Source organism: Lactiplantibacillus sp. YT640, assembly GCF_049745435.1.
Lineage (GTDB): Bacteria > Bacillota > Bacilli > Lactobacillales > Lactobacillaceae > Lactiplantibacillus > Lactiplantibacillus plantarum.
Genome location: NZ_JBMNVY010000008.1, coordinates 1 through 13,488 on the forward strand (window position 1 = coordinate 1; position 13,488 = coordinate 13,488).

The 13,488-nt window shown below is 46.3% G+C and carries 13 protein-coding genes; 2 read left to right on the forward strand and 11 right to left on the reverse strand.

Annotated elements, in window-relative coordinates:
• Nucleotides 1-144 precede the first annotated feature (144 nt).
• From citF to ACOV1R_RS07295, 5 genes are read right to left on the reverse strand one after another with little or no spacing between them, the layout of a single operon-like run.
• Entirely contained in the window at nucleotides 145-1,683 is a 1,539-nt protein-coding gene (citF, locus tag ACOV1R_RS07275; protein ID WP_003641305.1) for a citrate lyase subunit alpha, read from the reverse strand.
• Nucleotides 1,673-2,587 carry a citrate (pro-3S)-lyase subunit beta gene (gene citE, locus ACOV1R_RS07280; protein ID WP_003645519.1) on the reverse strand — a complete coding sequence of 305 codons (915 nt, stop codon included), beginning with the start codon at nucleotides 2,585-2,587 and terminating at the stop codon, nucleotides 1,673-1,675. The genes citF and citE overlap by 11 nt, the downstream gene beginning before the upstream one ends.
• Nucleotides 2,587-2,877, reverse strand: coding sequence for a citrate lyase acyl carrier protein (citD, locus tag ACOV1R_RS07285; RefSeq protein WP_003641303.1), 291 nt, complete (start codon nucleotides 2,875-2,877; stop codon nucleotides 2,587-2,589). Before citD ends, citE begins: the two co-directional genes overlap by 1 nt.
• Nucleotides 2,867-3,922 (reverse strand): [citrate (pro-3S)-lyase] ligase, encoded by a 1,056-nt coding sequence (citC, locus tag ACOV1R_RS07290; RefSeq protein ID WP_003645518.1) that lies wholly within the window; start codon nucleotides 3,920-3,922, stop codon nucleotides 2,867-2,869. The genes citD and citC overlap by 11 nt, the downstream gene beginning before the upstream one ends.
• Nucleotides 3,923-3,939: 17 nt before the next feature.
• Nucleotides 3,940-5,100 carry an NAD(P)-dependent malic enzyme gene (locus ACOV1R_RS07295; protein WP_054518982.1) on the reverse strand — a complete coding sequence of 387 codons (1,161 nt, stop codon included), beginning with the start codon at nucleotides 5,098-5,100 and terminating at the stop codon, nucleotides 3,940-3,942.
• A 195-nt stretch (nucleotides 5,101-5,295) separates the two neighbouring features.
• Here ACOV1R_RS07295 and ACOV1R_RS07300 point away from each other — a divergent pair, with 195 nt between their 5' ends.
• Nucleotides 5,296-6,258, forward strand: a complete 963-nt coding sequence (locus ACOV1R_RS07300) for a sugar-binding transcriptional regulator (protein ID WP_003641300.1) — start codon at nucleotides 5,296-5,298, stop codon at nucleotides 6,256-6,258.
• Nucleotides 6,259-6,334: 76 nt separating this feature from the next.
• On the opposite strand, the gene ACOV1R_RS07305 is transcribed toward ACOV1R_RS07300, so the two are convergent.
• Together ACOV1R_RS07305 and ACOV1R_RS07310 are read right to left on the reverse strand one after the other, a co-directional pair.
• On the reverse strand, nucleotides 6,335-7,753 hold the full coding sequence (locus ACOV1R_RS07305) for an anion permease (protein WP_003641299.1): 1,419 nt from the start codon (nucleotides 7,751-7,753) through the stop codon (nucleotides 6,335-6,337).
• 31 nt (nucleotides 7,754-7,784) lie between these two features.
• Complete coding sequence (locus ACOV1R_RS07310; RefSeq protein ID WP_128485058.1) at nucleotides 7,785-8,714, reverse strand: L-lactate dehydrogenase; 930 nt, start codon at nucleotides 8,712-8,714, stop codon at nucleotides 7,785-7,787.
• Nucleotides 8,715-9,110: 396 nt separating this feature from the next.
• Here ACOV1R_RS07310 and ACOV1R_RS07315 point away from each other — a divergent pair, with 396 nt between their 5' ends.
• On the forward strand, nucleotides 9,111-9,422 hold the full coding sequence (locus ACOV1R_RS07315) for a hypothetical protein (protein ID WP_003641297.1): 312 nt from the start codon (nucleotides 9,111-9,113) through the stop codon (nucleotides 9,420-9,422).
• Nucleotides 9,423-9,533: 111 nt separating this feature from the next.
• Here the strand turns inward: ACOV1R_RS07315 and ACOV1R_RS07320 are convergent, their stop codons facing one another.
• The 4 genes from ACOV1R_RS07320 to ACOV1R_RS07335 all read right to left on the reverse strand — a co-directional run bounded on the left by ACOV1R_RS07320 (nucleotide 9,534) and on the right by ACOV1R_RS07335 (nucleotide 13,254).
• Nucleotides 9,534-10,475 carry a metal ABC transporter solute-binding protein, Zn/Mn family gene (locus ACOV1R_RS07320; RefSeq protein ID WP_097558184.1) on the reverse strand — a complete coding sequence of 314 codons (942 nt, stop codon included), beginning with the start codon at nucleotides 10,473-10,475 and terminating at the stop codon, nucleotides 9,534-9,536.
• Nucleotides 10,472-11,344: a metal ABC transporter permease gene (locus ACOV1R_RS07325; protein WP_016511596.1), complete on the reverse strand. Its 873-nt coding sequence runs from the start codon at nucleotides 11,342-11,344 to the stop codon at nucleotides 10,472-10,474. The genes ACOV1R_RS07320 and ACOV1R_RS07325 overlap by 4 nt, the downstream gene beginning before the upstream one ends.
• Complete coding sequence (locus tag ACOV1R_RS07330) at nucleotides 11,344-12,081, reverse strand: metal ABC transporter ATP-binding protein (RefSeq protein ID WP_054518981.1); 738 nt, start codon at nucleotides 12,079-12,081, stop codon at nucleotides 11,344-11,346. The genes ACOV1R_RS07325 and ACOV1R_RS07330 overlap by 1 nt, the downstream gene beginning before the upstream one ends.
• A 330-nt stretch (nucleotides 12,082-12,411) precedes the next feature.
• The gene (locus ACOV1R_RS07335; protein WP_015380012.1) at nucleotides 12,412-13,254 is read right to left on the reverse strand and encodes a triphosphoribosyl-dephospho-CoA synthase; all 843 of its coding nucleotides are present in this window, start codon (nucleotides 13,252-13,254) and stop codon (nucleotides 12,412-12,414) included.
• Nucleotides 13,255-13,488 lie beyond the last annotated feature (234 nt).

Genomic DNA, 13,488 nt, shown 5'->3' on the forward strand with positions numbered 1-13,488 from the left:
ACCGACCACGTAAGGTCTTAGGCTGGAAGAGTCCATTTGAAGTTTTCTTCGGGACAAAGTTGCGCTTGATTTGACAATTCGTCATACAAAAAATGACCTAGCTAGCAATTTGCCAAGCAAGGTCATTTTTGTCATCAATATACTTTAGTCCTTCACCGCTTTAATCGTATCAATAATCGTGCCATCGCGATATTCAATCAAGGCAACGGTGCGATCTGTAAATTCAAGTGGTTGGGGTTGGCCGACTTTCTTTTCGGCTAATTGTTGTAATTCTTCAATCGTATAGACCGGCACACCTGGGACATGACTGAGTGCTTTAACTAGGTCTTGACGCCGCGGGTTGATTGCAATCCCGTATTCCGTCACAACAACGTCAATGGAGTCCCCCGGCGTTACAACGGTTGTTACTTCTGGCACAATCGTCGCTAACCGACCACGGACAAGTGGTGCAGAGATAATGGTCAGTTTGGCCGTAGCCGCGTCTTGATGTCCACCAATGGCGCCACGAATCACGCCATCCGAACCGGACATGACGTTGACATTGAAGTGCGTATCAATTTCCAACGCACTCAGAATGGCAACATCCAATTGATCAACCATCGCTCCTTTATTATCAGGGTCAGCGTACCATGATGCGTCAATTTCTTGTTGATTAGGATTGGCGTGCATCGATGCTGCCGCCCCTTTGTCAAAGTCTTGAACATCCATGACTTTATCAACTAACCCTTCTTCGAGCAAATCAGTGGTTGGTTTCGTAATACCACCAAGTGCAAACGATGCTTTGATTTGATTATCGAGCATTGCTTGCCGCAAGTACCGAGTGACAGCCAACGCAGCACCGCCGGAACCAGTTTGGAATGAGAAGCCGTTTTTAAAGTATGGTGAGTTCACGATCACATCATTAACGGTCTGGGCAATCTTCAATTCCTTTGGGTCCTTGGTGAAGCGCGTCGCACCTGAACCAATCTTGTCAGGGTCACCAACTTGGTCGACTTGCACGACGTAATCGACTTGTGTCTGTTTAATTGAGGCCGGTGTATTTGGATAAGCCACAATATTATCGGTCAATAAGACAACTTGGTTGGCGTATTGCGCATCCATCAGGGCGTAACCTAAGGAACCAAAGACTGCTTTACCAGCCATCCCGTTCGCATTTCCTAGTCGGTCAGCATTCGGCACACCTAGAAAGGCGACATCAATTTTAATATCACCATGTTCAATGGCCCGGGCCCGATTACCATGAGAACGGAAGATTACGGGGTTCTTTAAACCACCGTGTGAAACGAAGTCCCCAAGAGAGCCCCGCATCCCCGAGCTAGTAATATTCGTAATCGTTCCGGCCTTAATTGCTTCGATCACCATATCGTTCATCACGCCCGTTAAGGAGGATGGCGCCAAGGTCAAATCTTTAATACCGGCATCAATAATGGCCCGCATCACTTGATTGAAGACGAAATCCCCATTACGAAAATGGTGGTGAAATGAAATCGTCATACCATCTTTGACAGTGGCTTTTACCACGTCAGCAACGGAATCAACGACTTTGTTGTCCCCTGTTGAAACGTGAACTTTGGGGGCCACCCGTTGAATTTCAGGATGTCCGATTTCAGTTGACTCAAAACCTTGGTAATTTAACTTCGTCATTAATTCTGCTGGTAATTCGCGGTCTACACTATTTTTCAATGTAATTGCCCTCCTCGTCGAGTAAGTTGGAAACTTTGGCTAAGCTCATCACACGTTGAGCCCGCAAAACAACGGGCCGGTCTACCATTTGGCCATTCATGGAAATAACACCAGAACCCTTGATCCGGGCTTCCTCAATCGCGGCGATGACTTTTTGGGCCTTAATAACTTCATCCTTGGTTGGTTCATAGACTGAATTGACCATTGCAATCTGTCGAGGGTTGACCAATGATTTACCGTCAAATCCTAATTGATGAATATGCCGCGTCTCACGGTAGAAGCCATCGGGATCGGCCATGTTTGTAAAGACCGTATCGAACGCGGCGATTCCAGCGGCACGAGCAGCATGAAGCACCATGTTACGGGCAAATTCCAGTTCCGCGCCATCAGGATAACGGTGGGTCTTCATGTCCGTCGTATAATCTTCTGCTGACAAGGCAATCCCAATCATTCGATCCGAGGCTGCCGCGATTGCCGGGGCATTAAGCACGCCCTTAGCGCTTTCAATTGCGGCCATCAAATGAGTCGTACCGACTGGAATATCAAATTCAGCTTCAGCTGCCGCGACATCCTTTTCCAACGTTTGAATCATGGCAGCCGATTCGACTTTTGGTAAACGGATAACGTCAATACCAGCCTTGACCATCGCTTTGACATCATCAGCGTAATACTTGGTGTCTAAGCCATTGATCCGGACGACCAATTCAGCCTTGCCATAGTCCTGCGTTTTTAACGCTTCGTAAACCAGCACCCGGGCCGCGTCCTTTTCAGCCATTGAGACGGCATCTTCCAAGTCAAACATGATCGAGTCCGCACCGTAAATCCCGGCATCCTTCACCATGGCTGGATTATTACCAGGTACAAACATCATTGTCCGCCGTAAGCGTTCTTCATTTTCAGCCATTATAATACCTCCCATGCTGGTGTCGTGGTTTCTAACGCCCGTTGTGCTGCCGTAATAGTCCGCGCTTTAATGACGCAGTCCAACGCCCCTTTATCGACAGCGCGCACCTTCACATTATCGATATTCAATTGTTGAAGCGTCGTCGTGATCACGTGCTTTATTTGTGCCCCGAACTGTTTGATAACATCTGATTCAAGGTCGATTTGAATGCCGTTGTCTCCCGCCATTAACATAATTTGAATATCAGATGATTCCAAGGTTCCGGCGACTGCCGTTGTCTTAATTTCCATCAATTTTCATTCCTTTCTGAATTCGCGCTTGTAATGTTGTTAGGTTATTTTTTATAAACTGGGCCGTTGTTGCCGGTACCAGTTGGTTTAACTCAGTTAAGTTGCCGCTTTGAATCCGTTGCCGAACAGTCCGCGCCGAAATTGGTTGATTAGCCACCGTCGTTCGCGATATCACTCGTACAGCAACTGCCGGTGGTAATTCACGCTGCAAAACTCGGTTATAAATCGCAGTCGTCCGCGACGTCGGTTCACTACCAACGAACCGGGTCGTAATGTGCAGTGCTGGTGCAAGTTGCTGCTTAAAGATCCGGGCGTCCAACGTCGTCTGCGCCTCAATTGCGCTCGCCGCTGAATCCAAGAAGTAGGCTGGAAAGGTCGCTGCACTCACGAGATAGTCCTGCCCGCTGACGACCCGAACGTTGGCCAAGTCGGCTGTCCCTTGTTGAACCAGCTTAACGCGCTCGGCCGTACGGAATAGACTCGCATCTGTCGCAACGACGAAGACGTAAACTAAATCACTGACCGCCGCGGCTTGTTCCACTAAATAGCGGTGTCCCCGCGTAAACGGGTTCGCATTCATGACAATCGCGCTGACACGCTGTTGTGCTTGGTTGGGAATCATCGGCAACTGTTTGACAAAATCCGTCATATCCGGTGCGCCGTTTTCTAATACGGCCGCTTCATCCGAATGAGCTAATTCTTTAAAGCCTACGTGTTGAAAACTCGCTGAATACTTGGCCTTGGTAAATACCATCATATGAAAGATCTGTGCTTGAAACAGCCGATTGACCAGTGCACTCACGATTTGATTAAACCGGGCCCCCGGCTGACTATTCTTATTACAGACACCCACATATTTAAGCACGTTGCCAGCTAACGATCCGGTCCCAACAAGTTGGCCATCCTCGATCAATCCTAAGGTCACATCAATATGTTCAACCTCTTGCGGGCTAAAATTAGTAATCCCTAATGACGTTAAGAATTGTTGCCACTGGGCATGCTCGTGCGGATTATTTAATTGCATTTCAACAACTTGTGCTGCCATCAGACAACCTCCTATGATTAATGCTGTGCTTGCGCGTACGCTGCAACGGCCGCCGTCACGTTCGGTACCACTTGTGAATCAAAGACGCTCGGCACAATCGTCGTCGCAGTTGGGTTCGACACGGTCTTAGCCAAAGCCTGAGCCACTTGGATCTGCAACGCATTATCAACTTGCTTGACCCCATTTGTGAGTAAGCCCTTGAAGAGCCCCGGGAAAGCCAGAATATTATTGACCTGGTTTGGATACTGGCTAGAACCTGTTGCAATGACTGTGGCCCCAGCCTTCTCAGCTACTGCTGGATTGATGTCTGGCACTGGATTAGCGAGTGCAAAGACGATTGGATCATGATTCATCAAGTGGACGGCCCCTGCTGATAAGACGTTGGCGTCTGACAAGCCAATGAAGACGTCCTGGTCGGCCATGACCTTCGCCAGTGGTTGCCCCTTTAGTTGTGCAGGTGTTCCCAACTGTTTGGCAAGATTCCGTTGATACTGGTTGTACCGCTGATCATCCGCTGTAACGACCCCGTAAACATCGACCAAGGTCAGTTGTTTGACACCGACCGCTGCTAATAACCGAGCTGTAGCTAACCCGGATGCGCCGACGCCGTTGACAACGATGCGCATCTGCCGTAAGGACTTACCGACTACGTGAGCGGCATTGATCAGTCCCGCCAACACGACAATTGCGGTGCCTTCCTGATCGTCATGATAAACCGGAATATCAAGCTCATCTTTCAAGGCCGCTTCTAGTTCAAAACACTTAGGCGCCGTAATATCTTCCAGATGAATGCCCGCAAATGAGAGCGACATGTTTTTGATTGTCGCCACCATTGCTGGCACGCTGACCTGATTTAACGCCAGCGGAATCGCATTAATCCCTGCGAGGTTCTTGTATAGGAGTGCCTTACCTTCTACGACCGGCAAACCACCCGCGGGACCAATATTGCCGAGGCCCAGTACTGCTGACCCATCCGTGATCAACGCTACTAATTTACCACTCATCGTGTATTTTGCCTTTAATTCCGGATGCGCCGCAATCAGCTTGGAAATCACCGCAACACCAGGTGTATATGCTTTACCTAAATCAGCCTTATCGGTCACTGCAAGGTCTGAATGAATGTCCAAAACCCCCGTATGGGCGGCGTGCAACTTTAAAATCTCATCTTGTTCTACCATCAATATCTGCCTTCTCTTCTCAAAATAATACCGTTCACTTTGTTATCCCCAGTGTACGACCATTTTTTAAAAACATCAAATTTAGATTGGATTTTTATAATTTTTAAAAAGTCAGCTTTTCTGGTATAATAAACTTAAAATATTATAAACGAGTTTTAAAATTTTAAATCTTAGGTTGATAAAGAGGTCATCGATATGGACGATATGAATCATCGCCGCCTGTTGATTGGAATTGCACATGATTATTACTTATCCAAAATCAACATCGCTGAAATTTCAAAGAAATACCAAGTCAGTCGTTATCTAATTTCAAAATACTTAGACGAAGCCATGGCAACCGGCCTAGTCAAAATTAACATTAACACCCCCATCGAACGAAATAGTGAGCTGGAGGCTAAATTTAAGCATCGTTTTCCAATTGAACATATTTATATTATCAAAGACGCGGATACCACGAGTGACGATGAACGCCACGTAATCGAGTTTGCCGCCGAAACAATCCAGCGCCAGATTATTCAAAGTAACGTGATTGGGGTGGCATGGGGTGGCACTGTCCTTAGCGTCATCGATAATTTTCAAACGAGCACTCGTGATGACTTACTGTTCACCCAGTTTATGGGTGATAACCTGAAAACGAACGCAGCGAACGGCTCAACACCGTTGGTTCAAAAAGCCGCCGCTAAGTTCGGCGCACAGTACGTCACCATCCCGGCACCACTCTACTTGTTTAATGATCAAGCACACCAAGCATTGGCTCAAGAACCAGCCATTACACCGGCCATCAGTAACTTTGACCGAATGGACATGCTATTTGCCGGAATTGGCACCTTAGCATCCATTGACTCGATTCCCGTCTGGCATCAACATCGCCAAGCCATTCTGGGTGGCGCTGATCCGCAGGCGGTGGTCGGCCTGTTATACGGTCGGCCATACGACATCAATGGTCACATTCTGAACGCCGACCACGACAAACTCTTTGGCGCTAAAATGCCCGCCATTCTCAAAGTGCCGCGTCGTTTCGGCATCATCAAAAGTAAGTTCAAGAGCGAAGCCTTACTTGGCGCCCTCCGCGGACAATTACTCACTGACATCATCATTGATGAAGCCGTCGCGAATCGGGTTCTCCAAGAAGATCAAGCCACACCACTATCCAAATAATCCGCTTCTTCGAAAACAGGTACCAACGCTGACCGTTGCCGGCAGCTTGGTACCTGTTTTTATGCTTAAAATCAGACTACCAAATACCAATCACTTTCATCCAGAGGGCGCCAATGCCACCCCAAACGACTAGGTAGAAGAGACCTAAAATAAAGTTTAACTGCCACCATTTTCCCTGAGTAACATATCCAGAACCGAAGAGAACACTCGCCGGGCCGTTCGCATAATGCGTCGTCGAAGCGAAGATCGAACCAGTAAAGCCAAGTATCAGTGCAGCAAAGGTTGCTGGCGCTCCCGCGGAAACCGCGACCCCAAGTAAGGCACCGTACATTGCGGAAACGTGGGCAGTCCCACTAGCAAACAAGTAGTGACTGTAGAAGTAGAACAAGACGAGTGCCGCTAAAACAATGCCCCAACTGAAGCCTTTCAAGGCACCACCAATCGCGCCAGACAACCATGGAATAAAGCCGAGTTTGTTCAACTCATTAGCCATGAAGATCAAAATTGAGAACCACACCAAGGTATTCCAAGCACCAGTTTCGTGTAGCACGTCATCTACCGATAGAACCCCAGCAACGAGTAGCAAGGAGACGGCCATAAAGGCAACTAATGAAGCTTCGAGACCGATAAAGCTGGATAACATCCATAAGACTAAGGCTAGCAAGAAGACGCCACCCATGATTTTTTCTGGAAGACTCATCTTACCCATCTTTGCCAGCTCATCATCCGCCCATTGCTTGGCATTGGGCGTATCTTTAATTTCTGGTGGATACATTTTATAAATTAAATATGGCACAACCAATAAACAAATAAGTCCTGGGACAATCCCGGCTAAGAACCATTGCATCCACGATAACGTGATGTGTAAACTCTTGGCTAACGTGACAGCAACTAAGTTAGGCGCCATCGCCGTCATGAACATCGTACTGGTGATTAAATCACCGTGAAATTCTGCGAACACTAAGAATGAACCGATTTTACTTTGTGTGCCATCCTTGGGATCAGAGCCAAACGTTTCAGCTAACGACTGAATGATTGGATAAACAATCCCACCAGCACGGGCCGTATTACTTGGCGTTGCGGGTGCTGTTACTAAATCGACGCCAATCAGTGCGTATGCCAAACCCAACGTTCGTTTCCCAAACAGCCGTACAAATACCAACGCGACACGTCGACCTAAACCAGTATTGATGAAACCACGTGACATAAAATACGCCATCGCAATCATCCATACCGTACTGCTCCCAAATCCGGCAACCGCTGTATCCATAGGCACGATGCCCAATAACACGGTTAGTGTCAACCCAATGATTGCGACCCCGGCGATTGGTAACGGCCGCGTAATACAACCAATAATGGTTGCCACAAAAATTGCCAGAATATGCCATGCGTTCATCGAAACACTGGCTGGTTTGATAGGACTACTTAACCAAATGATCAGGCCCACCAATAACGGTGCAATAAAATCACGATACTTGACCTTATTTAGTGTCATCTCAATTCCTCCTCATACTTACTCATCATTTTTATGATGCCACATTCATCATGGTCAGCATCTTGGCTGCGAAATGTTGCATCCGGGCACGCTCATCATCTGATAGCTCAGCTTCGATCACTTTTTGGAGCCCGTTGCGATTAATAATGGCGGGTGACCCCAAGTACAAATCGTTAATGCCATATTGACCAGACAAAGCGGCGGAGACAATCAACTCAGCATTTTCATCGTTCAAAATTGCTCGGCAGATTTGCATCAAACTAACGGCGACCCCATAGAACGTGGCCCCCTTCTGACTAATGATTTGACCACCTTTACCACGAACAGCTTGCTCGATTTCAGCTTTGAACTGATCATCGACCGTTGTGACCGTCTTTAAGGGCTGAGCATTGATCATAATTTCATCAAAATTAACGATGGAACTATCACCATGTTCTCCAAGTACCGCAGCATCAACTGCAGTGGTGGCAACATTCAACTTCTGAGCCAAGGCGACCCGTAACCGCGCCGTATCCAAGGAAGTCCCGGTACCAATGACCCGATGCCGTGGAAAACCGGATAAACGTTGCGTCATCGAAGTCAAAATATCGACGGGATTACTTGAGATAACGAAGCAACCATTAAAACCACTCGCAACCACTGGTTTGACGATGGATTCCAGAATCTTCGTATTGCGGTTAATCAAATCTAAACGACTCTCACCAGGCTTACGAGGCACACCAGCCGTAATGACAACGATGTCAGCATCACGCGCATCCACATATTCACCGGTATGAATGTTGGTCGCATTCGTAAAGGCGGCAACATCTTCCAAATCCTTAACGTCCCCCTCTGCGTGCGTTTTAACCAAGTCAACGATAACGAGTTCATCTAGGGCGCAATTTTGGACCAATGAAAAGGCAAATGATGAACCCACCGAGCCATCACCAACAATTACGACTTTGCGTTGCTTCTTATCCATGTCAATATCCTTCTTTCATCAAAAATGTGTGCTGCACATGTGGTTCCAACTACTTAGTTACTTAACTCACAAGTATTATAACGCAAATGCTTTCATTTTTGCTAATTTTTTAAAAATAAATTATTTTTTTGAAAAATTTAAATATAATTGTTGTTTAAAACGCCTGCGTAGCAGCATTTAAAATTATTTTGATTGTGAACTATTTCTAAAGTGTCGGCTTGTGAAATCATTTTCGTAAGCGGTTACAATCCTGCGTTTAAATTGCCTGATTGGCGTCAATTCGAAACATCTGCGCAAGTTACAAAACTTTTTACCCGCCAACCGATCTTGAAACAGTTAAAACCTGATTAGCGTGGTATATTAGAAGTACGACTCAAACTAGAGAGGACTAATACATTGGATAATGAAACTTTAAAAGACTATCTCGCAAACAACTCCCAAGTTATTACCATTTTTATGGAGAAAGCAACCGATTTTCTGAATCGAAAAAATGAGGACCGGGCGCCAGCACGCCGCTATAACGATGCTGAAATCGCCCGGCAAGCGGATAAGATGCTCGATGATGTGATTGCCAATATTCATGATAAAATCGTCCCCCATACCCGCGAACAAACACCGGCTGCCTGGGAACAATTTCTGAGTGAAAACGACGTACTTGATGATCTGGAACTATCAATGACGGAATTGTCATTCGAATCGGAAGACTAAACTAGCAGTTCAAAATAAAGAAAGGACCGTGGAAGATTTAACTTCCACGGTCCTTTTTAGAACAAACTTATATCACATGACATCAACACAACCGAATTATAGGCCCAAGTACTACGACCGAGTCAGCCCAGCATAAATCTTATCAAGATTCCACTTCAACATTGAGTAGTACGTATCACCCGGCTTGCCTTTAGCTGCCAGCGAATCGGTAAAAATCGTACTAGCAACGGGGATTCCCGTCTCCTGTGAAAGCTTATTCATCGATTTCGGTGATACGGATGATTCGACAAACAAACTTCGAACCTGGGTTCCTTCAATTTTCTTCAACGCCGTCCGCATCTGAGCTGGCGTGCCTTGCGATTCCGTATTCACTTCCCAAATATAAGCAGCGGGCACATGGTAGGCCGCCGAGAAATACTTAAAGGCGCCTTCGGATGTCACTAATAATCGTTGACTCGTCGGGATCTGCTTGAATTTGGTTTGAGCGCTCTCATGCAGTTTTGTTAGTTTTGCCACGTAGCGATCCGTATTCTTTTGATAAACAGCGGCGTGCTTAGGATCCTTGGCCTGCAACGTCCGGTTGATGTTCTTGACATATTGAATCCCGTTGGCGAGATCTAACCAAGCATGGGGGTCCGGCTCATTAACGTTCGTCGTTAAATATTTGACCTTAATTCCCTTACTGGCCGCAAAAACATCGTGGTCAAAGTCCTTTTTGGAAGCCGTCACTAACTTTTTAAACCAGCCATTACCGCCAGTTTCAAGGTTTAAGCCATTATAAAAAATCACGTCAGCTTCGGCAGTTGCCGCAATATCAGTGGGCCGTGGTTCATACTCATGCAGGTCAGTGCCGCGCTTCACAATACTGTAATTTTGGACGTACTGCCCACCCACATTTTTCACCATATCATCTAGAATCGAGTTCGTACTTACGACCCGGATTTTGGCACTAGTGGTCGTCGCTTTGGCACTTTGCTGGCGTTGATTCAGAAATACTGCCATCCCGGTAACCATCGCGATGACTCCAATCAGTGCAATTAATTTCGTTTTCATGCTGTCACCCGTCGCGCTGCTGCTTGCCCTTTCCAAAGCGTCGGCAACAAGGCCTGCTTAGGTGAGATGATGAAAGAAATACCGAAGAAAATAGCCGCTACTAGCACGATGGCCGGACCAGAAGCCCAGTTCAACGTGTAGCTGAGATATAAGCCCACCACTGAGGACAAGACCCCAATTAAGGCTGACAGTCCAAGCATGACTGCCAGTCGTTCTGTCCATAGAAAGGCCGTCGCAGCCGGTGTAATCAACATCGCGACCACTAAAATGATCCCGACGGTTTGTAGCGCTGAAACGGTCACTAGCGTTAAGACCAGCATTAACGCGTAATGTAACAGTTGGACCTTGAGACCATAAGTCTTCGCAAAGGTCGGATCAAATGACGTAATCAGTAATTCCTTGTAGAAGAAGACCACGAATAAAATCACTAGTCCTAACACGACCGTCGTCGTCATCATATCAGTATCACTCACAGCGAGGATGTTACCGAATAAGATGTGGTGCAAGTTCGTCGAACTTTCAGCTAATGAAATTAGGATAAAACCGAGTGCGTAAAACGCACTGAAGACAATCCCAATTGAGGTGTCAGTCTTAATCTTACTACGGCTCGCAACGAATCCGATCAAGCTAGCGGCTAGAATTCCAAAAACCGAAGCACCAATTAGGACGTTGATACCGAGCATATAAGCTACCGCAACACCAGGTAAAACGGCATGCGAGATGGCATCGCCCATCATCGACATGCCCCGTAAAATAATAAAACTACCAATAATTCCTGACATGACCCCGACCATAATAGCCGTAATTAGCGCACTTTGTAAGAAATCATACTTCCCCAAAGCAGCCATAAAGGTCGTAATTGATTGCATCATCGCGTTTTCTCCTTCGTAAACAGGACGGCCGAAAGATCAGCACTAAACGTCCGTTCAATGTTTGCGGGTGTGTAGACCGCGTCCACGGGACCATAATCAACGATACCGTGATTTAAAATCACGAGATCATCAAAGTAACGTGAAACTTTGTTCAAATCATGATGCACGACAATAATCATTTTGCCGGCATCACGCCACTGATGCAAGATCGTCATGATAGCCGTCTCACTCTGTAAATCAATGCCGACGAAAGGTTCATCAAGAATAATGATATCGGCTTCTTGGACTAAGGCTCGAGCCACAAAGACCCGTTGTAATTGTCCTCCAGAAAGCTGACTAATTTGGCGCTGTGCTAAATCAGCTAACTCAAGTTGCTCAAGTGCATCTTGGCAACGCTGACGATCCGCCTTGCTTGGTTCGCGGAAAAGTCCGAGTTTGCCATAGGTCCCAGTCAAAACGACGTCAAAAACATTGATTGGAAAGGTTAAGTCGAGATCTTTACGTTGCTCGACATATGCAATCTGTTTTTGAAATTGTTTTAGCGCACGACCTTCATATTCGACGGTTCCCGTTTGGGATTTGATCAGACCAAGCATTGCTTTGATCATCGTTGATTTTCCCGCACCGTTGGGACCAATGATTCCAGTAATTTTGCCGGCGTTAAAGTTAACGGCAACATCAGTAAAGACTGGTGTGTCACTGTATGCCACGGTGAGGTTTTGTACTTTTAACATCACATTTCCTCCGTTCATCGCGGTAGTCGGTTTTCTACATCGTCATAAGCATAACTGATAATTAACGCTAATGCAAATAATTGTTAGGTACAGTTAACTTTTTTATAATCGGTATTAAATTTTCGTTCATTCTAATACTATTTTTGCTTAACCAAGGCGTTACAACCAACATACTAAAAGCTTAATCCAGAACCTACTGAAACGACTTTCGATGCCATCACCACTAAAAAGCACTGACCACTCATCAACTAAGCATTGCAATCGTCATTTAATTTCCATTAATATTTGGTATTAAAAAAGTGTCGTCACCTACAATCACGACACTCATTATTAAGCTAATATATCTGTCTGAAATCCAATAAAAATCGTCAAAATCAACAAATCGGCCGAGCCACCTAAACTATAGTTATGGTCGACAAAAATCTGATTCAATTCGCGTAAAAACGCCATTCCAGCTTCACTGCGGCTTCCCCCTAAATCGAAGTAGCGGTGTGCTTGGTCGTGGACCCAGTCAATGACGTGTGGGTCGTGTGCCCGTTTTACCAGATTGGTATCGACCGTCGCCTGGACAATCGCCATCAGTGTGTCTAATAACCGCTGATTAATCGTGCCACGACTACGCCTCAATGCGGGTAGTGCCACTTGCATCACGGTCGGATAACCCGCCTCGGCTTCACCACGAATTCCCTTGATGCCATATGTTAAGTATTGACGTTCTCCAGCAGTTAAGGTCGTTGGATCCTTCGTGTTTAAATCATTAAAATCATTTGCCGTTAACCCCGCCAGCATTGTGCGCACAATCGTTGCTAAGTCGACGTCGGGGTGCTGCAACTGATACGCCGCCGCTGTCACTAGCACGCCCAGTGAGAACACCGCCCCTTTATGGGTATTCACGCCCTTGGTCGCCGCAAACATGGTTTGTTCCGCTTGAACACCAATGCCCCGAATTTGCTTGAACAAACCCGTCAAATCGACAGCCGTATACGCGACGCCCGCCGCTGCACAAGCATTAAAGTAGGGGGCTAGACTCAAAGCACTATCAATAAACATAAAAGCGTTCATGTCTGGATGGGGACCCGCCGACAACGGGTCGACCAGCCCGGGCTTAGGGTTGACCGTCACTTCGTATAAAAGCGCTCGTAGCGCATGATTGACAATTATCTTCGTATCCACTATTTCTCCACCATTTCATCCTTAGTCTAACAACGATGATGTGCCTGGGTCACTTTCAGTCTTGATTAAGCGTGACCACAACCAACATTCAGTTACCATTACTTATATTTCCATCATAACTGATACTAGTCAATTTTTGTCATTTTTCTTTGTATTCTTTTGTCGACTGCTGTTCAAGCATCTTCTGAACGTGTAAGCTAGAGCTAATCAAAGTTATTCCTAAGGAGGACACTG